This is a genomic window from Dechloromonas denitrificans (assembly GCF_020510685.1).
Taxonomy (GTDB): domain Bacteria; phylum Pseudomonadota; class Gammaproteobacteria; order Burkholderiales; family Rhodocyclaceae; genus Azonexus; species Azonexus denitrificans_A.
Genome location: NZ_CP075185.1, coordinates 1,129,079 through 1,152,959 on the forward strand (window position 1 = coordinate 1,129,079; position 23,881 = coordinate 1,152,959).

Annotated in this window: 15 protein-coding genes; 9 read left to right on the forward strand and 6 right to left on the reverse strand. The window is 64.5% G+C overall.

All coding sequences use genetic code 11. The features are described from left to right. Positions 1-2: 2 nt before the first annotated feature. From KI611_RS05485 to KI611_RS05505, 5 genes are all read right to left on the reverse strand, one after another. The gene (locus tag KI611_RS05485; protein ID WP_226418818.1) at positions 3-2,846 is read right to left on the reverse strand and encodes a PAS domain S-box protein; all 2,844 of its coding nucleotides are present in this window, start codon (positions 2,844-2,846) and stop codon (positions 3-5) included. Between the two features lie 61 nt (positions 2,847-2,907). Beyond that, positions 2,908-3,867, reverse strand: coding sequence for a CDF family Co(II)/Ni(II) efflux transporter DmeF (gene dmeF, locus KI611_RS05490; protein ID WP_226418819.1), 960 nt, complete (start codon positions 3,865-3,867; stop codon positions 2,908-2,910). Then, entirely contained in the window at positions 3,864-4,493 is a 630-nt protein-coding gene (locus tag KI611_RS05495; protein WP_226418820.1) for a class II aldolase/adducin family protein, read from the reverse strand. The genes dmeF and KI611_RS05495 overlap by 4 nt, the downstream gene beginning before the upstream one ends. Continuing rightward, on the reverse strand, positions 4,486-5,574 hold the full coding sequence (gene mtnA, locus KI611_RS05500; protein ID WP_226418821.1) for an S-methyl-5-thioribose-1-phosphate isomerase: 1,089 nt from the start codon (positions 5,572-5,574) through the stop codon (positions 4,486-4,488). The genes KI611_RS05495 and mtnA overlap by 8 nt, the downstream gene beginning before the upstream one ends. Before the next feature lie 124 nt (positions 5,575-5,698). Beyond that, entirely contained in the window at positions 5,699-7,405 is a 1,707-nt protein-coding gene (locus tag KI611_RS05505; protein ID WP_226418822.1) for a diguanylate cyclase domain-containing protein, read from the reverse strand. Positions 7,406-7,590: 185 nt separating this feature from the next. Between KI611_RS05505 and KI611_RS05510 the strand changes: the two genes are divergently transcribed. Together KI611_RS05510 and mscL are read left to right on the forward strand one after the other, a co-directional pair. After that, positions 7,591-8,766: a pyridoxal phosphate-dependent aminotransferase gene (locus KI611_RS05510; RefSeq protein WP_226418823.1), complete on the forward strand. Its 1,176-nt coding sequence runs from the start codon at positions 7,591-7,593 to the stop codon at positions 8,764-8,766. 80 nt (positions 8,767-8,846) lie between these two features. After that, positions 8,847-9,272 (forward strand): large conductance mechanosensitive channel protein MscL, encoded by a 426-nt coding sequence (gene mscL / locus KI611_RS05515; protein ID WP_226418824.1) that lies wholly within the window; start codon positions 8,847-8,849, stop codon positions 9,270-9,272. Positions 9,273-9,347: 75 nt separating this feature from the next. On the opposite strand, the gene glnE is transcribed toward mscL, so the two are convergent. Next, positions 9,348-12,056 (reverse strand): bifunctional [glutamate--ammonia ligase]-adenylyl-L-tyrosine phosphorylase/[glutamate--ammonia-ligase] adenylyltransferase, encoded by a 2,709-nt coding sequence (glnE, locus tag KI611_RS05520; protein WP_226418825.1) that lies wholly within the window; start codon positions 12,054-12,056, stop codon positions 9,348-9,350. 102 nt (positions 12,057-12,158) lie between these two features. On the opposite strand from glnE, the gene KI611_RS05525 reads away from it, so the two are divergent. From KI611_RS05525 to KI611_RS05555, 7 genes are all read left to right on the forward strand, one after another. Then, on the forward strand, positions 12,159-16,049 hold the full coding sequence (locus tag KI611_RS05525) for a YhdP family protein (protein WP_226418826.1): 3,891 nt from the start codon (positions 12,159-12,161) through the stop codon (positions 16,047-16,049). Then, complete coding sequence (locus tag KI611_RS05530; protein WP_226418827.1) at positions 16,046-16,855, forward strand: carbon-nitrogen hydrolase family protein; 810 nt, start codon at positions 16,046-16,048, stop codon at positions 16,853-16,855. Before KI611_RS05525 ends, KI611_RS05530 begins: the two co-directional genes overlap by 4 nt. 10 nt (positions 16,856-16,865) lie before the next feature. Next, complete coding sequence (gene tldD / locus KI611_RS05535; RefSeq protein WP_226418828.1) at positions 16,866-18,311, forward strand: metalloprotease TldD; 1,446 nt, start codon at positions 16,866-16,868, stop codon at positions 18,309-18,311. A 28-nt stretch (positions 18,312-18,339) separates the two neighbouring features. Then, the gene (locus tag KI611_RS05540; RefSeq protein WP_226418829.1) at positions 18,340-18,963 is read left to right on the forward strand and encodes a c-type cytochrome; all 624 of its coding nucleotides are present in this window, start codon (positions 18,340-18,342) and stop codon (positions 18,961-18,963) included. Positions 18,964-19,067: 104 nt separating this feature from the next. Continuing rightward, a complete protein-coding gene (locus KI611_RS05545; protein WP_226418830.1) occupies positions 19,068-19,850 on the forward strand; it encodes a type IV pili methyl-accepting chemotaxis transducer N-terminal domain-containing protein in 783 nt (260 codons plus the stop codon). Positions 19,851-19,957: 107 nt separating this feature from the next. Beyond that, positions 19,958-21,037 (forward strand): 3-deoxy-7-phosphoheptulonate synthase AroG, encoded by a 1,080-nt coding sequence (gene aroG, locus KI611_RS05550; protein WP_226418831.1) that lies wholly within the window; start codon positions 19,958-19,960, stop codon positions 21,035-21,037. Between the two features lie 183 nt (positions 21,038-21,220). Continuing rightward, positions 21,221-23,875: a cation-translocating P-type ATPase gene (locus tag KI611_RS05555; RefSeq protein WP_226418832.1), complete on the forward strand. Its 2,655-nt coding sequence runs from the start codon at positions 21,221-21,223 to the stop codon at positions 23,873-23,875. Positions 23,876-23,881 lie beyond the last annotated feature (6 nt).

Consider the following 23,881-nt stretch of genomic DNA (forward strand, 5'->3'; position numbering starts at 1 on the left):
GGCTAGCGTCGGGCGAGTCTGCCGAGCGTCGCCAGCAAGGCCTTGACATCGATCGGTTTGGCGACGAAATCGTCCATCCCGGCGGCGCTGCAGCGCTGGCGATCTTCTTCGTAGGTGGCGGCGCTGAGGGCGATGATGTAGAGGGGCGGGCGGTTGTTCGCCTGTTCCCACTGACGAATCTGGCGCGTCGCCGCAAAGCCGTCCATGACCGGCATCTGGCAGTCCATCAGGACGATATCCGGGGTCAGGCCATCGCCGGTAATGGCCCGCACGGCCTGTTCCCCATCCTCGACGCAGACGGTGGCAATCCCGTTCTTGTTCAGGATGGATTGGATGACCAGGCGGTTGATCCCGTTGTCTTCGACGATCAGCGCCGACTTCGGTGTCTTTTCGCCGAGCGGGAGGCTGGCCGGTTGGCGTTCGCTCTGGCGGCTGTCCTCATTATCGGCGACGCGCTCGGCCGGAATTTCAAACCAGAAACGCGAGCCGCGGCCGATTTCGCTGGTGACACCGGTCGCGCCGCCCATCTGTTCGGCGATCCGCCGGACGATCGAAAGTCCGAGGCCGGTGCCGGAAAATTTGCGGGTGTTCGAACTGTCGACCTGGGAGAAGGGCTGGAAGAGATTCGCCTGCTGCTCGGGGCCGATGCCGATGCCCGAGTCGATCACCGTGAACACCAGAACCACCTGTCCGTCGCGGCCGGTTCTTTCCTCGCCCTCGATGCGCAGGAAACCCTTTTCGGTAAATTTGATGGCGTTGCTGACCAGATTCGAGAGCATCTGGCGGATGCGGATCGGATCGCCCCAGTAGCGCTGATCGGGGTTGCCCGGCCAGCTGGTTTCCAGGGCGAGGCCGCGGGCTCTCGCGCTTTCCTGGAAAAGGGTTGCCGTATCGCTGATCAGACGGGTCGGCGCGAAGGCCTTGCGGGCCAGTTCCAGCTTGCCGGCTTCGATCTTCGAAAGGTCGAGAATGTCATTGAGCAGGGTCAGCAGCGTCTGCCCGGAATTGAGAATGGTCCGCGCCGCCTCCTGTTTCTCGTCGGGCTCCAGGCCGGGCATCAGCAGAATCTGGGCCATCCCGAGAATGCCGTTGAGCGGCGTGCGGATCTCATGCGACATCGTCGCAAGGAACTGGCTCTTCGCCAGATTGGCCGCTTCGGCGGCTTGTTTGGCGGTCAGCAGTTCGCTTTCGTGCTGCTTGCGCAAGCTGATGTCTTCCTTGACCGCGATGAAGTGGGTGATCGTTCCCGCCGCATCGGCGACCGGCGAAATGGTGGTCATTTCCCAGTACAACTCGCCGCTTTTCTTGCGGTTGTAGATCTCGCCGCGCCAGGTCCGGCCTGCAATGATGGTTTGCCAGAGTTCCTGGTAAACCGCCTGCGGCGTCCTTCCCGACTGCAGCAGGCGGGGGGTCAGGCCGATCACCTCGGCCCGGGGGTAGCCGGTCGTCCGTTCGAAGGCATCGTTGACGAAGGAGATATTGCCGGCCGCATCGGTCATCATAATGGCCGCATTGCTTTGCGTGACGGCGGCGCTGAGCAGACGGCTCTCCGCCTCCAGCCGCTTGCGTTCGGTGATGTCGTGAATGATCGAATACAGCATCGGCCGGCCGTCAATTTCGCCCGGGCCGGAATACACCTCGACATCGCGAATTTCGCCGGAGGCCAGATGGTGACGGGAATTGTCGTAGCGGCGATGTTCGCTGTCGGCGCTCTTCGCTGCCAGCCCCAAGGCTTCCGCCGAGCGGCCGTCGATCCGCGCGAACGGCATGCCGAGCAGGGTGTCGCGGGGGTAGCCGTAGAAGTCGAAGGCGGCCTGGTTGGCATCGGTAATCAGGCCGCTTTGCGGGTCGATCACCAGCTTGATCGCGGTATTGACCTGGAAGAACTGGCGGTAACGCTCCTCGCTCGCCCACAAGGCCTGGGTTGCCGTATCCCGGGCCTGCAGCGAGCGCAAGACCAGGCCGATGAGCAGCAGGACCATCAGGCTGACGAGCGAGGCCGTGATCAGCACCTGGTTGCGGTGGGCGACATGCGGCAGGAACAATGTCTCGAGCCTTTCGCCGAGCATGAAGATCATCCGGTATTCCGGCAGCTTGTAATAGCCGTAGAGGCGCTCGACGCCATCGGTCTGGGCGCGTTTGACGAAGGCCCCGGCGCCCCCGGCGTCCGGGCGGTCAAAGGCCGCTCCGGTCAGCGTTTTGCCGTAGTACGGCTCGCCATCCGGCAGGCGGGCCAGGATCGCCCCGTCGCGGGCAACCGTGGCGATCCCTTCCGGGCTGAGTTCGAGATAGCCGCGAAAGCCGGAAAACACTTCCGGGCTGGCCGAGACGACGATGACCCCGGCGAACTTCCCCTGGCGCAGGATCGGCCGGGTGAACTGGATCGACCATTTGCCCGAGACCTTGCCGAGCAGGGGCTTGCTGATGAACAGGCGGTCGCTCTCGCCAGCCTGGCGATGGACGCGGAAATGTTCGCGCTGGGAGAGGTCGATCGGCGTGGTTATCGGCTGAAGATTGGAGAAGATCAGCATGCCATCGGGGCCGATGATGCCGATCTGTATGGCGATATCCGCCAGGATGCCCTGCCGGCGCCTGACCAGTTCGGCAAAGGCGGCGGCATCGCCATGCCAGGAATCGCGCAGGTCGAGCAGCAATTCGTCGAGGCGCTTGATGGTCGACTGGCTATGTTCGGCAAAGGCCTGCGACTGGAGGAGCAGCGACGATTCCGCTTCGCGCAGCACGCTTTTCTTGCTGCGGCTCAGTTCGGCCGCCGTCGAAATCCAGATGGCGGCGAGGCAGAGGGCCAGCAGCAGGAAAATCTGGGGACGCGTTGATGGGGCTTTCATGGGCTGTCGAGTCTAGCGCGATCCGCCCAGAGGGGCCTTGGTTTCCATCGGCCTCAGGCGCTCAGGCGCATTCATCGCAGCGGTGGATTTCGATGGTCAGATGGACGATTTCCTGATGCACGGTGAGGGCCTCGCGAATTTGCTGCGGGGTCAGTTGGCCGTCATGGGTCAGCAGGCTGAGCGCGCAGGCATAGGCGCCGGTGCCGACGCGCCAGACGTGCAGGTCGGTCAGGCGGGTGTCGCCGGCCGCCGGCAACTGTTCGATCACCTCACGGATTTCGGCGACCACCGGATGATCCATTTCGCGGTCGAGCAGCACCCGGCCGCTTTGCCTGAGCAGGTTCCTCGCCCACAGTCCGACCAGCACGGCGCCGACCAGGCCGCTCGCCGGATCGAGCCAATTCCAGCCATAGAGCCAGCCGCCGGCCAGGGCGGCGATGGCGAGCAGCGAGGTGGCGGCATCGGTGATGACGTGGATGTAGGCCGACTTCAGGTTGAGGTCGTCGTGATGGTGGTGGTCGTGATCGTCGCCATGCCCGTGCTGATGTCCGCCATGTCCGTGGGCTTGCCCGAGGATCAGGGCGCAGACGAGATTGACCGCGAGGCCGAGCACGGCGACGGTGATGGCTTCCGGGAAATGAATCGGTTGCGGCGCCCACAGCCGTTCCAGCGAGCCGAAGATCATCATGCCGGCGACGCCGAGCAGGAAAATGGCGCTGGTGTAGCCGGCCAGCACTTCGATCTTCCAGGTGCCGAAAGCAAAGCTCGGGTCGCTGGCATAGCGGCGGGCGGCGGCATAGGCAAAAGCCGACAGGCCGATGGCCAGTGCGTGCGAACTCATGTGCCAGCCGTCGGCGAGCAGCGCCATCGAGTTGAAGGTCAGGCCGGCGACGATCTCGATCAGCATCGTCGCCAGGGTGATCCACAGCACCAGCCGGGTGCCGCGTTCGGCCGCCGGGTTGCCGGTCGAGAACTGGTGCGGGTGGATCCAGCGCGAGAGGTCGTGGTGCTTGGCGTTCATTGTTGTCCGTAGCCGGCGAATTTTTCCAGAACGGCCGCCATCTCGTTGGCCGAGAGCAGCACCGGCTGGCCGAGCTGGCAGGCGCGCCAGTATTGCTCACAGAGTTCTTCCAGTTCGACGGCGAGGGCCAGGGCCTCGGCCAGATCGCGGCCGGCGACGAGCAGGCCGTGATTGGCCAGCAGGCAGCCGCGGCGGTCGCGCATGGCGGCCAGTGCAGCGGCGGAGAGCTCGGCCGAGCCGAAAATCGCGTAGTCGGCACAGCGGATGCTGTCGCCGCCAAAGCGGGCAATCATGTAATGAAAGGGCGGAATGTCGTAGCGCAGGCAGGCCAGGCTGACGGCGAATGGCGAATGGGCGTGCAGCACGGCGCCGATTTCCGGCCGGCCGGTATAGAGGTCGCGATGGAAGCGCCATTCCGAGGACGGCTTGCGCCGGCCCTGATGGCTGCCATCGAGCGCCATCAGCGGGATGTCGTCGGCTTCAAGCGCGGCATAGGGCATGCCGGTCGGGGTGATGTAAAAGCCTTGCTCGTGGCGCACGCTGACGTTGCCGGCCGTGCCGCGATTGAGGCCGGCCGGCTGCATGGCCCGGGCGGTGGCGATCAGTTCGGCGCGCCGGTCAGCCATGGCTTTCTTCCGGGTAGAGCGCGAGCAGGCCGTCGCGGCTGGCCGGACAGACACCGCGCTCGGTGATGATGGCGGTGACCAGGCGGGCCGGCGTCACGTCGAAGGCCGGGTTGGCGACCGCTTCGCCGGCCGGCAACTGGTGCAGGGCCGAGGGCACGCCGCGCGCGTCGAGCCCGTGCACCAGGCGGAATTCGTCGCCATCGCGTTCCTCGATCTTGATGTGCCGGCCTTCCGGCAGGTCGAAGTCGAGCGTCGAGCGCGGCGCGGCGACGTAGAAGGGAACGTCGTTGTCGGCGCAGGCCAGGGCTTTCAGGTAGGTGCCGACCTTGTTGGCGACGTCGCCGTTGGCGGCGATGCGGTCGGCGCCGACGATCACCGCATCGATCCGGCCCTGGCGCAGCAGCAGCCCGGCCGCGTTGTCGGCGATGACGGTGTGCGGTACGCCGTGCTGGGCCAGCTCCCAGGCGGTCAGCAGCCCCTGGTTGCGCGGCCGGGTTTCCGACACCCAGACATGCACCGGCAGCCCGGCGTCGTGGGCGACATAGACCGGCGACAGCGCGGTCCCCCAGTCGACGGTGGCCAGCCAGCCGGCGTTGCAATGCGTCATGATGTTCAGTGCGCTGCTCTGCCGCCGGGCAATCTGGCGAAGCAGGCCGAGGCCGTGCTGGCCGATGGCCAGGTTCTGTGCAACGTCTTCCTCGGCGATCGCCGCCGCTTCCCGCCAGGCGGCGGCGCCGCGTTCGGCCGGCGCCAGCGGGGCGAGCAGGCCGTGCATGCGGGCCAGCGCCCAGTGCAGGTTGACCGCCGTCGGCCGGGTCGCCCACAGCGTGTCGAAAGCCTCTTGCAGCCCGGCGTCGTCTGCCTTTTCGCCCAGCCCGATGGCCAGGCCGTAGGCCGCTGTGGCGCCGATCAGCGGGGCACCTCGCACCTGCATGGCGCGGATGGCGTGCGCCGCCTCGGCCAGCGTGGCGACGCGCAGCCAGTGCAGGGCGTGCGGCAGCCGGGTCTGGTCGATGATGTCGATGGCGCCTCGTTCGGGATGGGCGCGCAGGGTGCGGGTCGGAATGCCGTCGATGTTCATGAGTTAACCGGGGGAAATGTTCGCGGCTCGCTGCCAGGAGCGGTGCTGGCCGGTGGGCGATGCCTGGGTTGAAGGTTTTCGGGGGAGCGACGGCGCCAATGTTACGCGTTTTTGTCGGCCGTTCTCAGCTTGCCGGAGACCAGCTCGCCCCGTAACGGCCGCCGGCGTAGTAGCGGTAGGTGTTTTTGCCGCCCTCCTTGGCCCGGTACATCGCCAGATCGGCGTTCTTGACCAGCTCGTTGGCGTTGTTCGCGTCATCCGGGTAAAGGCCGATGCCGATACTGGCTGAAACCTGCAATTCGTGGCCGCGGAAATGGCAGGGAAGGGCCAGCGCGTCGACCAGCTTGCCGGCCACTGCGCCGGCGTGTTCCTGGCTCGCCAGGTGGCGCAGGACGATCAGGAATTCGTCGCCGGCCAGGCGGCCGGCCAGATCGCTTTCGCGAATCCCGGCCTGCAGCCGCTGGGCGGTCTGCTGCAGCAGATAGTCGCCGGCTTCGTGGCCGAATGCATCGTTGATCGCCTTGAATCCGTCGAGATCGACGAAAAGCAGGGCGATGATTTCCCGGCAACGCCGGGCCTCGGAGATCATCTGTTCGAGCCGGTGGCTGAGCAGGCGGCGGTTGGCCAGCCCGGTCAGCGGGTCGTAATTGGCCTGATGCCAGATGTTGGCTTCGGCCGCCTTGCGCAGCGTGATGTCGGCGAAGTTGACCACGGCGCCGATCGGCCCCTCGTCGTCGATCGGGTCGAGACGAATTTCGACATGGAAGGCGGTGCCGTCGGCCCGTTGGAAAAGGCAGTCGTCGCTGTGCAGGCGCTGCCCGAGCCGCAAGGCGTCGTGCAGGCCCTGATCGCGCGCCGCGTCCGGCGTGATCAGGTCGAGGATCGGCCGGCCGAGCAGGGTGTCGGCCCGCTCATGGCCAAGCAGGCGCAGGGCCACCGGGTTGATGAAGGTGCATTCGCCATTGGCGGCCAGCCCGAAAATGCCGTTGCCGGAGGCATCGACCAGCAGCCGCAAGCGGGTTTCCGCCTGCCGGCGCTCGACCACTTCGCGGAGCAATTCGCCGGTCCGCTGCTCGACCAGGGCCTCCTGCTCGCTCTTCGCCCGGTCCAGGGCGAGGACCTGCTGGCGCGAGCGGCTCAGGGCAAACAGCGTGAGGGCGGCAAACAGCGCCCAGCCGACCAGATGGACCAGCAGGGAATTGCGTTTCTGGTGACGCAGCGGCTCGGCGAACGGAGTGGTATCGAAGGTGACGCTGATGCCGCCGCGGATGTCGCCGATCCGGTAGCCTTGTTTGGCATGGCAGCCGAGACAGGCCTGCCGGGTGACGAGCGGTGCCATGAAGCGGACGAAAGTCCGTCCCTGCTGCTCGATCAGTTCGGCGCGTTCCCGGACGCCGCGCTCGAAGTCGCGCAGCACCGCCGTTTCCCAGGGATCGGCCAGGTTGCCGGGATTGATCGGCTTGAGGCTGGTCATATGGATCTGGACGCCGGTCAGTTCGCGGACGGTCTCCGTCACCTGGCGCGTCATGTAGGCCGGGTTGAGCAGCGTCAGGCGGACGCCGTCGCGGGTGACCACGTCCCGGTCGGGAACGTCGAGATAGGGGTTGGCCGGGTTGTCCTCGGTCACTCTGGCGTAAACGCCGCCATGCCGGGCATTCCACAGGCGCATCGCGTCCATCATGTGGAACACCTCGCGACCCTGGCTGGTACTGAGTTCGAGCACCTGGCGCTGGATCACGAACAGGTTCCAGGCCAGCGAGGCCAGCACGATCGCGCTCCACAAGGCTAGCGGGACGAGCCAGTAGCGACGATCGAGAAGAAACCTGTTCATGCTGCTCCGGATGGTGCTTTCGGGTACTCCACAGGGTAGCAGGATATCGGCTGAAAATCATCGCCCAGCAGGGCTGGGCCGGTCATCCGCTGTGCCGGCCTAGCGGCGGTTTTGCTTGATCAATGGCCGGGCTTCTTCAACAATACCGGGCGTAATCCCACCCCTTATTTGATGGCGTCTCTTCCATGATCGAAAATCAGCAGCTTGCAGTGCATTCGAAATTCCCGGCCATGGGCACCACGATCTTCACCGTGATGTCGCGGCTGGCGGCCGAATGTGGCGCGGTCAACCTGTCGCAAGGCTTTCCGGACTTTCAGGCCGAACCGGTGCTGTTCGATGCGGTGCATCGCCACATGTGCGCCGGGCGCAACCAGTATCCGCCGATGGCGGGCGTGCCGGAGTTGCGCCAGGCCATCGTAGACAAGGTCGCGGCGCTGTACGGGACGCGTTTCGATGTCGAGTCGGAAGTGACGGTGACGGCCGGCGCGACCCAGGCCATCTTCACCGCCATCGCCGCCTTCGTCCGGCCGGGCGACGAGGTCATCGTCTTCGAGCCGGTGTACGACTGTTACGTGCCGGCCATCGAAACGGTCGGCGGCACGGCGGTCTATGCCCAGCTCAAGTTCCCGGATTACGCGCCGGACTGGGCGCAGGTGGCGCAACTGATCACGCCGCGAACGCGGATGATCATCGTCAACTCGCCGCACAATCCGACCGGCAGCCTGCTCACCGCGGCCGATCTCGAGCAGTTGGCGGCGCTGGTTCGCGGCACCGACATCGTGATCCTTTCCGACGAGGTTTACGAACACATCGTCTTCGATGGCGCGGCGCACCTCAGCCTGTCCGGCCATGCCGAACTGGCGGGGCGCAGCATCGTCGTTTCCAGCTTCGGCAAGACCTATCACATCACCGGCTGGAAGATCGGCTACGTGGTCGGTCCGGCGGTGTTGATGGCGGAGTTCCGCAAGGTGCACCAGTTCAATGTGTTCACGGTGCATGGGCCGTCGCAACTGGCGATCGCCGAGTACATGCAGGATGCCTCGCGCCATCTCGGACTGGCCGCCTTCTATCAGGAAAAACGCGATTTCTTCCGCCGCCTGCTGGAAAAAACCCCGTTCACGCTGTTGCCCTGCCGCGGTACCTATTTCCAGCTGGCCAGCTACGCCGGGCTTTCCGCCTTGCCGGATCGTGCCTTTGCCGAATGGATGGCGCGTGAGGTCGGCGTCGCGGTGATCCCGGTATCGGTGTTCTATGCCGACGGGCGGGATGACCAGGTGGTCCGTTTCTGCTTCGCCAAAAAGGAGGAAACGCTGCTGGCGGCCGCCGAGCGTCTGAACAAGGCTTTTGCCGGGCCGGCGTGAGCGGTCAATCTCAGCTTGACGCTGGCGCCGCCCGGTGCGAATAATTAGCCCAATCAACAGTCATGGATAAAGGAGTGGTCATGAGCATGCTGCAGGAATTCAAGGAATTCGCCGTCAAGGGCAACGCGATGGATCTGGCGGTCGGCGTCATCATCGGCGGGGCCTTCGGCAAGATCGTCGATTCCATCGTCGGCGACCTGATCATGCCGCTGGTTGGCCGGGTCATCGGCAATCTCGATTTTTCCAACCTTTTTGTCGTGCTTGGCGACAACCCGAACAAGCTGGTCGCGCTGGCCGAGATCAAGAAGGCCGGCATTCCGGTCTTCGCCTACGGTTCCTTTCTGACCATCCTGGTCAATTTCGTCATTCTCGCCTTCATCATCTTCATCATGATCAAGCAGATGAACCGTTTGCGTCCGGCTGCCCCGGCCGCCGAACCGGCCGCCCCGGAGACGCCGGAAGACGTGCTGCTGCTGCGCGAAATCCGCGATTCGCTGAAGAAGTAAGGATTTCCGCAAACCGTAAAAAAAGCCGCTCGATGCGGCTTTTTTCTTGCGGAGGACGGGCCCTGGCCGTCCGGCTCAGCTGCCGAAAACCGCCTGCCACAGCGCGCTGACCGCGCCGATGTGCTTTTCGATAGCATCGCGCGGGACCAGCGCCTTCGGCGTCGCCGTCAGGCGCTTGGCGTGTTGCAGGCGGCGGTATTCGCGATAGGCGTTGCCGGCCGCCTGGCCGAGTTGCGGCTCGATCAGGCCGAGTTCGCCGGCCATCCGGAGTAGCGCGATGTTGCCGAGATTGCCGGTCAGGCTGGCGTGCTGGTTGGCAAACGCGAGTATCAGGTACTGCACGATGAACTCGACATCGACGATGCCGCCGCGATCGTGCTTCAGGTCGAACTCGGTCTCGCTGTTCGAGGCATGGGCATCGACCATCTTCTTGCGCATGGCGACGACTTCGTCCCGCAGCGTCGCAAGATCGCGCGGCTGGCGCAGGATTTCGCAGCGGATTGCCTCGAAACGGGCACCGACCGCCGGATCGCCGGCGCAGAAGCGGGCCCGGGTGAGCGCCTGGTGTTCCCAGACCCAGGCGTTTTTCAGCTGGTAGTCGCGGAAGGAATCGACCGATACCGCGAGCAGGCCGGAGTCGCCATTCGGCCGCAGGCGGAGGTCGGTTTCGAACAGGATGCCGGCCGAGGTCTGGCTCGACAGCCAGGTGTTCAGGCGCTGGCCGAGGCGGGTGTAATTTTCCGCCGCTTCCTGCGAATCGTCGTCGAACAGGTAGACCAGATCGAGGTCGGAGGCGTAGCCGAGTTCCTTGCCGCCCATTTTGCCGTAACCGATGACGGCGAATTTCGGCACCGCGCAGTGGCGTTTCTTGATCGTGCTCCAGCACAGCGGCAAGGTCTCCTGGACGATGGTGTCGGCCAGTTCGGTGAGGTGGTCGGAGAGCGTTTCGATGGTCTGCAGGCCGGCCAGATCCTGGGCCAGCAGCCGGAACACCTGGGCGTGGTGCACTTCGCGCAGGATGTCCATTTCGCGCTCGGTGTCGCCGGCGTGGTCAGCCAGGTTGCGCTTCAGCTCATCGCGGAAGCCGGCCCAGTTGGTGGCGATTTCGTAGAGGCGCGGGTCGAGCAGCTCGTCGAGCAGCAGCGGGTAGTGGTTCAGGTAGTCGGCCGCCCAGTTCGAGGCGCAGATCACGTCGGCGACGCGGCGCAGTGCCATCGGGTACTGTTGCAGCAGCGCCAGGTAGGAGCCGCGGCGGGCGATGCATTCGAGGAAGGTCAGGCCGCGGACCAGCGTCAGGTCCGGTGCGCTGGTCGCCCCGGCCGCTTCGATCAGACGCGGGCCGACAGCGTCGAGCCGTGAGCGGTTGGTGCTCGGCAGTTGCTGGTAGCGGTTCGAGGCGCGCAATTCGGCCAGGCGCCGGATGGCTTCCCGCGGTTGGCGAAAGCCGAGGTTGCCGAAGGCTTCGATGGCCGTCTCTTCTTCGAGCTGACTCAGCCACAATCCGGTCAGCGGATGCTCGCCGGCTTCCGGGTCCGAAAAAATCTGTTCGAAGTGCCGGGCGACCTTTTCCCGATGGCCGTTGAGCACCGCCAGCATCGCGGCCCAGTCGGGAAAATCCATGCTGCGGGCGATGATCGCCCGGCCGGCGTCGTCCACCGGCAGCATGTGGGTCTGCTTGTCTTCGACGTATTGCAGCCGGTGTTCGAGGCGGCGCAGGAAAACGTAGGCGGCGTGCAGCTCCTGTTCGCTTTCGGCCGGCAGCAATTGGCGTTCGACGAGCAGCTTGAGTACCGAAAGGGTCGGGCGAATCTGCAGCGTGGTGTCGCGGCCGCCGCGAATCAGCTGGAAGACCTGGGCGATGAACTCGATTTCGCGAATGCCGCCCGGGCCGAGCTTGACGTGGTCGGCCATGTCCTTGCGCGCCACTTCGCGGCGGATCTGGGCGTGCAGGTCGCGCATCGCGTTGATCGCCCCGAAATCGAGGTATTTACGGAAGACGAAAGGCCGCGAGATCCGGCGCAGCGCCGTCATCCATTCGCCGAGCGCCGCCCCGTCGGCATTCGGGCCGGTATTCATGACCCGCGACTTGATCCAGGCGTAGCGTTCCCACTCGCGGCCCTGGGTGACGAAATAATTTTCCAACGCGTCGAGCGAGCAAACCAGCGGGCCGGAGTCGCCATTCGGCCGCAGCCGCATGTCGACGCGGAAAACCTGGCCGTCGGCGGTCAGGTCGCCGAGCGCCGAAATCACCCGCTTGCCGAGGCGGGTGAAGAAATCGTAGTTCTCGATGCTCTTCTTGCCGTTGGTGTCGCCTTCTTCCGGGTAGATGAAGATGTAATCGACGTCCGACGAGACGTTCAGTTCGCGGCCGCCCAGCTTGCCCATGCCGATGATCAGCAGGCGTTGCGGCTGGCCGGCCCGGTCGAGCGGCTCGCCGTAGGTGAGGGCGAGCTGGCGGTGGTGGTAATCGAGCGCAAAATTGGTCGTGATGTCGGCGAGCAGGGTCATGCTCTCGACCACTTCGTCGAGCGGCGCCAGGCCGCACAGGTCGCGCAGTGCGATATGGGCCATCGCCCGGTGACGCAGCCGGCGCAGCGCCGACTTGACCGCCTCGTCGTCGGCAAAGGCGACCTTCAGCGGGGCCAGCAGCAGGTCTTCGGAGAGCGGCTGGAGCCAGCTGGCGGCCAATTCCGGAATCATCTCGGGATGGGCCTGCAGCTGGTTGGCCAGATAGCGGCTGTGGCTGAGGGCGTTATGCCAGCGGGGATCGAGTGTGGTGTCCATGATTGCTCAATCGGCACATTTGCCGAACAGGATAGAATGCCGGTTTTGGCGAATTTTTGATTGTAGTGACCTATTCCACTTTCTGGCAAAGCAGTTTTATCCGTGAGTAATCCGCAGCTTCGTGCGGAACTCCGCAGCGCGCTCTATCACCGCTTGCACTGGCTGTGGCCGATCCTGGCCAAGCCGGCCGTTCGCCGTGGGGTACGGATGCTCGGCTGGGGGCTGTTCGTCGCCTGGCTGGCCTTCGTCGTGCTCGTGCTCGCCTTGCGCTATGTCGTGCTGCCCAAGGTCGGCGATTACCTGAGCGAAATCGAGCAGGCGGCGACGCGGGCCGTCGGGCAAACGGTCAGCATCGGCCGAGTCGAGGCGCGCTGGCAGGGCTTGAACCCGGATCTCGTGCTCGACGACGTGCGGATTCTCGACCGTCAGGGAGGCCTGGCCTTTTCGCTGGCCCGGGTCGAGAGCGTGCTGTCCTGGCAGTCGTTGTGGCGCTTGCGGCCGACCTTGTCGCTGCTCGCCTTTGAAGGCCCGGTGCTGCAGGTGCGCCGCGATACCAGCGGCCGGATCAGCGTGGCCGGCATGGCGGCGGAAGGCGAGAGCGACCCGGCTTTTGCCGAATGGGTGCTCGAACAGCGGCGCATCCGCATCCGCAACGCGACGATCGTCTGGGACGACCGCTTGCGGCAGGCGCCGCCGTTGATTCTGGAAGATCTGCAGTTTGCCCTCGACAATAGCGGCAGTCGCCATCGCTTCGGCTTGTCGGCCGCGCCGCCCGACGAACTGGCCGCCCGTATCGACATCCGTGGCGAGGTTAAGGGCGATCTCGGCGATGCCTTGGACAGTCTTTCCGGCAAGGTCTTTGTCCAGCTCGACTACGCCGACCTGGCCGGCTGGCGGAGCTGGGTCGATTATCCGCTGCGTCTGCCGCAAGGCCGCGGCGCGCTGCGCGTCTGGGGCGATCTGGAAGATGGCGGCGGCAAGCTGACCGCCGATGTGGCGCTGGAAGAACTGCGGATCGGGCTGGGGAGCAAATTGCCCGAACTCGATCTGGCCAGCCTGCGTGGCCGTCTCGAGGGGCGCTATCGGCCCGGTGTCTGGGCGGTCGTCGGGCGCAAGCTCGAATTGCTGACGCAGCAAGGCGTCCGTGTCGCGCCCACCGATTTTCAGGTCGAATGGCGGCGCAATCCGCAAACGGCCACCGTCAGTGGCAGCGCCAGTGCCAGTTTCCTCGATTTTTCGGCGCTCGCCAGCCTGGCTGCCTACATGCCGCTTGACGAGCGGAGCCGCGAATTGCTGCAAAAACACCAGCCGCAAGGGCGAATCAGCGAATTGCGCGCTAGTTGGGGGCTGGAAGGCGAGGCCTTGAAGCGCTATTCGTTGAAAGCCGGTTTCGCCCAGCTGGGCATTCTTCCCGGCGGCTATTTTCCCGGAGCGAACGGCCTGTCCGGCAGCATCGACCTGACCGAGAAAGGTGGCGAACTGCTGCTCGACGCGGGGCCTTCCGGGCTGTCGCTGCCGGCGGTCTTTCCCGAGCCGGATATTGCCTTCGACAGCCTGAAGGCCAGAACCACCTGGAAAACGGTCGGTGCCAGTGTCGATATCAAACTGGAGAAACTCGATTTTGCCGGCCCGGATGCCGCCGGTTCGGCGCGCGGCACCTATCGGTTCACCGGCGACGGTCCCGGTGAAATCGACCTGGTGGCCCATGTGGACCGCGCCGATGGGCGCGCCGTCTGGCGTTACATGCCGCATGCCGTCAATGCCGATGCCCGTGCCTGGATCCGCCGCGGCATCGTCGCCGGCCGCGGTTACGACGGCCGACTGGTGCTGCAAGGCAACCTGAAGGATTTCCCTTTCCGCGACGGGCGCGGCGGCAAGTTCATCGTCACCGCCAAGGCGGCCGATGCCAAGGTCGATTACGCGCCGGGCTGGCCGGTCATCGACAATATCGCCGCCGACATGACCTTTGGCGTTGGCATGAAGATCGCGGCCAGCCAGGGCGGCATTTTCGGCGCCAAGCTGTCCGACGTGACGGTCGAAATCCCGGATTTCGAGTCGCACGAGGAAATGTTGCTCGTCCGCGGGCTGGCCCAGGGGCCGACCAGCGAGTTTTTCCGCTTCATCGATCACAGCCCGGTCGCCGATTCGATCGATCGCTTCACCGAAGGCATGAAAGCCAGCGGCAACGGCCGGCTCGACCTCGAACTGGACATTCCGCTGCGCCACGCGCTGGATACCAAGGTGCGCGGCGACTACCGCTTCCAGAACAATCAGTTGCAGCCGCTGGCCGGCTTGCCGCCGCTGACCCAGGTCAATGGCCGGCTGTCGATCACCGAGAACAGCGTTTCGGCCCAGGACATCAGCGGCAAGGTCTTCGGCGGACCGCTCAAGGTCCAGGTCCGGAATGTCGGCGACAAGGTCGGGGTGCTGGCCAGCGGGACCGCCAACATGGCGGACGTGAGCAGTCACTTCGGCTGGCCCCTGATCAATCACCTGACCGGCCGGACCGGCTGGAAGGCCGACATCAGCATCCGCAAGCGCAATGCCGACATCGTCGTCGAGTCGGACCTGCTCGGCATCAGTTCGCCGCTGCCCGAGCCGCTCAACAAGAATGCGACGATGCCTTTGCCGCTGCGCATCGAACGCAGTGCGCCGGACGCCACGCGGGAGCAGTATCGGATTACGCTGGGCAAGGTCGCCCAGGGCTTGATCATTCGTCAGCAGGGCAACTGGGAGCGCGGCGTCTTCGCGGTCGGCGAGGCCGAGCCGCGGCTGCCCGATAAAGGCCTGGCGGTGCGCGTCGCGACCCCGAAAATCGACGCCGATGCCTGGAAGAACTTCCTGCCGGAAGGCGCGGCGAGTCCGGATGGCAGCGCCAGTCCGGGGGCTGCCAATGGCGGCGGCCTGGGCCTCAACGTGGTTACGCTGAAAACGCCGCAGCTGCACTTGATGGGCCGCGATTACAGCCAGGTTGACGTCAGCCTGCGGCCGCGCGATACCGGCTGGCAGATCGGCCTGAATACCCGCGAAGCGGTCGGCGACGTGTTCTGGCGCAGTAGCGGCGAGGGCTGGGTCGAGGGCAATTTCAAGCGCCTGATCGTCCGCCCGGCTGCCGAGGTCGCCGAAGGCAGCACGACGCTGATCAACTCCCTGCCGGGCATGAGTCTGGTCGTCGACGATTTCCGTATCGGCGAAAAGGCGCTCGGCAAGCTGGAACTCAAGGCACGCAACGACAAGGGCGCCTGGAATCTCGACCTGCTCAGCCTGCAGAACCCGGACGGTGCCCTGAAAGGCAAGGGGGTCTGGAACAATACCGGCAAGCATCAGACGCGGATGGATTTCGAATTGACGGCCAAGGATGTCGGCAAGCTCCTCGAACGTCTCGGCTACGTCGATGCGGTCCGCCGGGGGACAGCCAAACTGAGCGGCGACCTGCAGTGGAACGGTCCGCTGACCGGGATCGATTATCCGTCGCTGACCGGTCAGATGACGGTCAATGCCGAAAAAGGCCAGTTCAACAAGCTGGAGCCGGGCGTCGGCAAGCTGCTCGGCCTGATCTCGCTGCAATCCCTGCCGCGCCGGCTGACCCTGGATTTTCGCGATATTTTCAGCGACGGCCTGGCTTTTGACAGCATCGAGGGCAAGCTGGCGGTGAAAAAGGGCGTGATGCGCACAAACGATCCCCTGCGCATCAAAGGACCGGCGGCGCAGATCGAGATCCAGGGCGAAACCGATCTGAAAGCGGAAACCCAGGACATGCAGGTCGTCGTCCGGCCGGAAATCGGCAATGCCGCGGCGATGGGCGCCGCGCTGGTCAATCCGGTGGTCGGCGCGGCAACGCTGCTGGCCAATGCCGTTCTGCAAAATCCGCTGAGCCGGCTGTTCAGCTACCGCTATCATGTGACCGGCAGCTGGAGCGATCCGCAAGTCGACAAGGCGGGCGAATCGCCGCCGCAAGCAAAACCGAAGAATGAAGGGGAAAGCAAACCTTGAGCAAACAGAATTGCCGGATTGCCGCATTGCAGATGGTCTCCGGGCCGCGTGTCGCCGATAACCTGGCGAGCGCCGGCCGGCTGGTCGACGAGGCGGTGGCGCAGGGCGCGCAACTGGTCGTCCTGCCCGAATATTTTCCGATCATCGGCGCGGCCGACGCCGACCGCGTCAAGGCGCGCGAGGATTTCGGCCACGGGCCGGTCCAGGACTGGCTGGCCGAAACCGCGGCACGGCACGGCATCTGGATTTTTGCCGGCTCCCTGCCGCTGGCCGCCTCGGTGCCGGATAAAATGCGCAATGCCAGTCTGGTGTACAACCCGGCCGGCGAATGCGTCGCGCGCTATGACAAAATTCATCTGTTTGGCTTCCGGAAAGGCCTTGAGGCTTACGACGAAGCGGCCTTCATCGAGCCCGGCTCGCAACCGGTCGCCGTCGATACGCCGTTCGGCCGCATTGCCCTGTCGATCTGCTACGACCTGCGCTTCCCAGAGTTGTACCGGACCCTCGGGACGGTCGATCTGATCATGATGCCGGCCGCCTTCACCGATACCACCGGCCGCGCCCACTGGGAAATTCTGCTGCGCGCCCGGGCCATCGAGAACCAATGCTACCTGCTGGCGGTCGGACAGGGAGGCAGGCATGAAAATGGTCGGCTGACCCACGGCAACAGCATGATCGTCGACCCCTGGGGTGAAATCCTCGATCGCAAGATGAAAGGGCCGGGCGTCGTCATTGCCGATCTCGACCACGCCCGTATTGCCGAAATTCGCGAGAGCCTGCCGGCCCTTGCCCACCGAATTCTCTGACGGAGTATCAATGAATCCAAACAGTGCCCTGGCGCAAGCCGAATCCCTGCTGCTCGCCCCTTTTTCGCTGACCGAGGGCGATCTGTCGCGGACTTTCGGGCAGATCCTGAAGCACCAGGTCGATTACGCCGATCTCTATTTCCAGTATTCGCGTTCCGAAGCCTGGAGCCTGGACGAGGGGATCGTCAAGTCGGGCAGTTTCAATATCGACCAGGGCGTTGGCGTGCGGGCCATTTCCGGGGAAAAGACCGCTTTCGCCTACTCCGACGACATCAGTTCGCGGGCTCTCGGCGATGCGGCCAATGCTGTCCGGGCGATTGCTTCGGTTGGCCAGAGCGGCACGCTGCCGGCCCTGAAACACGGCGCGGCCGGGCACCGCCTGTATGTGCCGAATGATCCGATCGCCTCGCTGCCGGCCGAAGCCAAGGTCAAGCTGCTCGAGCGTCTGGAAGGTTTCGCCCGCGCCCTCGATCCGCGCGTGATCCAGGTCATGGCCTCGCTGGCCGGCGAATACGAAGTGGTCATGGTGGCCGGTTCGGATGGCCGCATGGCGGCCGATATCCGGCCGCTGGTCCGTTGTTCGGTGTCGGTGGTGGTCGAGGAAAACGGCAAGCGCGAGCAGGGCGGGGCGGGCGGCGGCGGGCGTTTCGACTTCGCCTATTTCTCCGACGAAGTTCTCCAGCACTACGCGCAGGAAGCGGTCCATCAGGCGATCATCAATCTCCATGCCGAAGCGACGCCGGCCGGCCAGATGACGGTGGTGCTCGGCGCCGGCTGGCCGGGCATCCTGCTGCACGAAGCGGTTGGCCACGGCCTGGAGGGCGATTTCAATCGCAAGGGCAGTTCCGCCTTCTCTGGCCGGATCGGCCAGCGCGTTGCCGCCAAGGGCGTCACGGTGATTGACGACGGCACGATTGTCGACCGCCGCGGTTCCTTGAACATCGATGACGAAGGCAATCCGACGCAGCGGACCGTGCTGATCGAAGACGGCATCCTCAAGGGCTACCTGCAGGACAGCCTGAATGCCCGCCTGATGGGCGTCGCGCCGACCGGCAACGGGCGCCGCGAATCCTTTGCCCACCTGCCGCTGCCGCGCATGACCAACACCATGATGCTGGCCGGTCAGTACGATCCGCAGGAAATCATCCAGTCGGTGAAAAAAGGCATCTACGCCGCCAACTTCGGCGGCGGCCAGGTCGATATCACCAGCGGCAAGTTCGTCTTCTCGATGAGCGAGGCCTATCTGATCGAAGACGGCAAGGTGACCCGGCCGATCAAGGGCGCGACGCTGATCGGCAACGGCCCGGACGTGCTGACCCGGGTGTCGATGATCGGCAACGACCTCAAACTCGATCCCGGCGTCGGTACTTGCGGCAAGGAAGGCCAGAGCGTGCCGGTCGGCGTCGGCCAGCCAACCCTGCGTATCGATGGACTGACGGTGGGTGGAACGGCATAATGTCACCACAACTTGAAGGGGGATTGTGATGCGTGGATTGTTCTTGCTGCTTGGCCTGCTGGCGTCTACGTCGGTTTTCGCGGAGTCACCGGCGGCGTTGCAGGAGCGGCTCAAAGTCATCGGGTCCGATCCGGTGGCATTGCGGGCAGCAATCGACTCCGGCAAGAAGGTCTCCTTCTTCTGCGCCAACTGCCACGGCGAAGACGGCATCAGCAAGACGCCCGAAGTGCCCAATCTGGCCGGCCAGAACCCGGCCTATCTGCTCGAGCAGATTCGCAAGTTTGGCGCCGGCGAGCGCAAGGACCCGTTCATGCAGGGCCTGATCAAGGTGCTCAAGGATGAAGAGCGGGTGCAGATCGCCACCTACTACGCCAGTACCACCGTTCCGCCGTCGCGTGCCGACGCGGCGCAGGCGGCGCGCGGCAAGGAGCTGTTCGCCAAGCTGTGCGTCCGCTGCCACGGCGAGCAGGCGCGCGGCAACGAACTCTACCCGCGCCTGGCCGGACAGAAACTGCCCTACCTGCAAACCTCGATTACCCGCTATCGCGATGGCACGGGGATCCGCAACAACCAGTTGATGAGCATCGCCACCGCGACGCTGAAGAACGAAGACATCCTCGCCGTGGCCAATTACCTGACGCAACTGCGCTGATCGACGATCTGACCGGCCGGTCAGATTGTTGATGCACATCATGGTGGTGGGGTTTACCCGACGGCTATCCTCCGGGCTTGCAAAAAGCCATAGGCGGAGGCAAATTGAAGGCCGTTCTCAGTGTTCTGCTCGTATTTTTCCTGGGTATAGTCGCTAACGACGCGCTGGCCCAGATCAGCGACATCAATTCGGCCATCAACAAGGCCGGGCGACAGCGAATGCTGTCGCAGCGCATGGCCAAGGCCTATTTTCAGATCGGCCAACAGATCGAGGTGGAGCGCAGCAAGCGCGTCATGGATGCGTCGATTGCCGCCTTCGACCGCCAGCTGGTCGAGTTGAAGAATTACGCGCCGACGCCGGAAATCAAGGATACCTACCTGAAGCTGGAAAAGTCATGGCTGGCTTACAAGGATCTGCTGCTCGGTGCCGCTCCCTCGCCGCAAAATGGCCGCAAGGTGCTGGCGATTTCCGAGGAGGTGCTGGCGCTGGCCCAGCAGGGAACCGTTCAACTGGAAAAGCGTTCCGGCTCGCTGGCCGGTCAACTGGTCAACGTTTCGGGACGCCAGCGCATGCTGTCGCAACGCATCGCCAAGTTCTATCAGGCGGGAGCCTGGGGCGTGGCGGACGACAAGAGTGCCGCCAACCTGGACAAAGCGCGCAAGGAATTTACCGAGGCCCAGCAGGATCTGCTGGCTTCCCAGGCCAATACCGCCCAGATCAAGGATGCGCTGGACCTGGTCAAGCAGCAGTGGTTCTTCTTTGACAGTGCGCTGGGCCAAAGGACGCTGGCCGACAAGCGCGCGCAAACGGCGGTCGCGACAACCAGCGAACGCATTCTGGAAGAGATGGAAGGCGTTGTCGGACTCTACGAAAAGCTGTCAAAGTAAGCGGCACAGCCTGAGGCATCGCGCTTTGCCCGGCCGCGCAAGAGCGAAATCTTCGCTGGCCATCCGGTAGAATGCTTGCCTTTCTCCAATCTTGAATGGGGCTGGCCATGACGCCGCAAAGTAAACCGAATACCGACGACATTCGTATCAGGGAAATCAAGGAACTGGTGCCGCCGGCCCACGTCTTCCGCGAATATCCGGTATCCAATCGGGCGGCGCAAACCACCTACACCGCGCGCCAGGCCATCCACCGCATCCTGCACGGCGCCGACGACCGTCTGCTGGTGGTGATCGGCCCCTGCTCGATCCACGATTACGACTTGGCCATCGACTACGCCAGGAAGCTGGCCAAGGAAGCGGAAAAATACGCCGACGACCTGGTCGTCGTGATGCGCGTCTATTTCGAAAAGCCGCGCACTACGGTCGGCTGGAAGGGGTTGATCAACGATCCGCGCCTCGACAACACCTTCCGCATCAACGAAGGCATTCGCCTGGCTCGCCGCATCCTGCTCGAAATCAACGAACTCGACCTGCCTTGTGCCACCGAGTTCCTCGACACCATCACGCCGCAATACACCGCCGACCTGATCGCCTGGGGCGCCATCGGCGCCCGCACCACCGAATCGCAGGTGCATCGCGAACTGGCTTCCGGCTTGTCCTGCCCGGTCGGTTTCAAGAACGGCACCGACGGCAACATGCGCATCGCCGTCGACGCCATCCGCTCGGCCAATTCGCCGCACCATTTCCTGTCGGTGACCAAGACCGGCCATACCGCCATCGTCTCGACGCTGGGCAACGAGGATTGCCACGTCATCCTGCGCGGCGGCAAGGAGCCGAATTTCGATCCGGCCAGCGTCGACGCCGCCTGCACCGAAATCGCCAAGGCCGGCCTTGCCGCCCGACTGATGATCGACTTCTCGCATGGCAACAGCCGCAAGCAATTCAAGCTGCAGATGGAGGTTAGCGACAGTGTCGCTGCCCAACTGGCGGCCGGTGAAGAGCGCATCGTCGGGGTGATGGTCGAATCGCACCTGGTCGAAGGCCGCCAGGATCTGGCGCCGGAAAAGGAACTGACCTACGGCCAGAGCATCACCGACGCCTGCATCAACTGGGACGACAGCGTGAAGGTTCTCGAGCAACTGGCCGCCGCCGTGCGCGCCCGGCGGCTGGCCGAAGCGGCCGAGTAAGCTGGCCCGGCTCACCGCGTCAGCGGCCCGAACCACGGGGAGGCAGATTGCCTCCCCTTTTTCATTGTGGCCTCCTCCCGTCCGGGATTGCTGCAATTACTGCCCAACAGGCGATTTAGTTAATTCAAATTGGCTTTTTTTGGGCTAGCCTGAACAGGTGATGAAAACGACCTGGTCCGGCCAATGCACATCGCCAATATTTCCGTTCCGGATGCCCTGAACAGCCTGCGCAGTTCGAGCGATGGCTTGAGCTCGGTCGAGGCGCAAAGACGCCTGCGCGAGTACGGTGCCAACACCATCGCCGAAGTGCGGCGGGCGCCGCTGTGGCGGCAGTTTCTCAAGGAGTTTTCGCATTTCTTTGCGCTGATCCTGTGGGTGGCTGCCGGCCTGGCCTTCTTCGCCGAATCGCAAAGCCCGGATGAAGGCATGTGGCAACTGGGCGCAGCCATCGTTGCGGTGATCCTGATCAATGGCAGTTTTTCCTTCTGGCAGGAATACCGGGCCGAACAGGCGATTGCCGCGCTGCGCAAGCTGCTGCCGCCGTCGGCCAAGGTCATGCGCGATGGCCAGTTGTTCACCTTGCCGGCCGCTTCCCTGGTGCCCGGCGATATCGTGCTGCTCGAAGAGGGGGACAACGTCCCGGCCGACTGTCGCCTGATTGCCGGGAGCGACGTCCGGGTCAATACTTCGACCATCACCGGCGAGTCGCAGCCCAAGGCGCGCACGCCGGAAAGTGTCGGCGGGGACGTGCCGTTCGATGCGAAAAATCTGCTGCTCGCCGGCACCTCGCTGATCTCCGGGCAGGGGCGGGCCCTGGTCTTTGCTACCGGCATGCACAGCGAGTTCGGCAAGATCGCCCACCTGACGCAGACGGCGACCAAATCGGTGTCGCATCTGCAACTGGAGATTGCCCGCCTGTCCAAACTGGTGGCCATCTTCGCCACCACGCTCGGCCTGGTGTTCTTCGCCATTGGCACGGTGATCGGCTTGCCGTTCTGGACCAATCTGATGTTCGCCATCGGCATCATCGTCGCCAACGTGCCGGAAGGTCTGTTGCCGACCGTCACCTTGTCGCTGGCCATGGCGACCCAGCGCATGGCCCGGCGCAACGCCCTGGTCCGCCACCTGCCGGCGGTCGAAACGCTGGGGGCGACCACTGTCATCTGCAGCGACAAGACCGGCACGCTGACCGAGAACCGGATGAGCGTCCGCCAGGTTTTTGTCGACGGTGCCTTGCTGCCGGGCGAGCATCCGGCGGCGCTGTCCGGAGCCGGGCATCTGCTCAGCAATATCCACCATTGCCACAATCTCAAGCGCAGCCAGGCGGCGGGCTGCGAAGTCTGGCTGGGCGACCCGATGGAAGTGGCGCTCCGCAGCTATGCCGAACAGGCCGGGGTTGGTGGCGACACGCCGATCCTCGGGCAGCTGCCTTTCGACAGCGACCGGCGGCGGATGTCGGTTATCGTCGAGCAGGCCGGCGAGCGCTGGCTGTACTGCAAGGGCGCGCCGGAAGTGGTGTTGCAGCTCTGTGCGACGCGACAGGACGGTGGCCGCGAAATGGCGCTGGACGATCCTGCCCGGCAAGGCATCCTCAAGGCGCAGGAGGCGATGGCCGACCAGGGCCTGCGAGTCCTCGCCTTTGCCTGGCGCCGGCTGGCCAAGGCCGAGCCGCTGGTCGAACAGGGGCTGGTCTTTTCCGGCTTGATCGGCTTGCATGATCCGCCCCGGCCGGAAGTGCCGGAAGCCATCGCCCGCTGCCATTCGGCCGGGATCAAGGTGATCATGGTGACCGGCGACCATCCGCATACGGCCCTCGCCATCGCCCGGGAAATCGGCCTGGTGCGGGGGCCGCAGCCGCAGACGGTCCTCGGTGAAAGCTTGCGCAAGATGACGCCGGCGCAACTGCAGATCGCCCTCGACAGCCCGGAAATCATCTTTGCCCGCGTTACCGCGGAACAGAAGATGCTGGTCGTCAATGCGCTGAAGAACAAGGGCGAAATCGTCGCCGTCACCGGCGATGGCGTCAATGATGCGCCGGCCCTGAAGGCCGCCCATATCGGCATCGCCATGGGTGTTTCCGGGACCGATGTGGCCAAGGCGGCGGCCGACATGATCCTGCTCGACGACAATTTCGCCAGTATCGTCAATGCCGTCGAGGAGGGCCGGGCGGTTTTCGAGAACATCCGGAAATTCCTGACCTACATCCTGACCTCGAACATTCCCGAGCTGATGCCCTATCTGGCCTACATGCTGTTCCGGATTCCGCTGCCGCTGACCATCATCCAGATTCTCGCCGTCGATCTCGGGACCGACATGCTGCCGGCCCTGGCGCTCGGCGCCGAACGGCCGGACCCCAAGCTGATGCAGCAGCCGCCGCGGCCGGCCGAAGAGCGCCTGCTGTCATGGTCCTTGCTGGCCCGCGCCTATCTCTGGCTGGGCATGCTGGAAGCCGGCGTGGCGCTGACCGTGTTCTTCGGTGTGCTGCAACTCGGCGGCTGGCAATACGGAGTCTCGCTCGCCACGCTGGATCCGCTCTATCTGCAGGCGACCACAGCCTGTCTGGCGGCCATCGTCGTCGCGCAGATGGTCAATGTCTTTGTCTGCCGGCATCCGCGGGAAGCCGCCGCGAGTTTCTCGCTGCGCCAGAATCCGTTGTTGCTGCTTGGCGTGGCGGTCGAACTGGGTTTGATCCTGCTCATCGTCTATAGCCCGCCGGGCCATGCACTGTTCGCGACGCAGGCCTTCGAGCCGCAGGTTTGGCTATGGATCGTCCTGCTCGCCCTCGGCCTTGGCTTGCTCGAAGAAGGCCGCAAATACCTGGTGCGGCGCCGCGGCTGAGCCCCT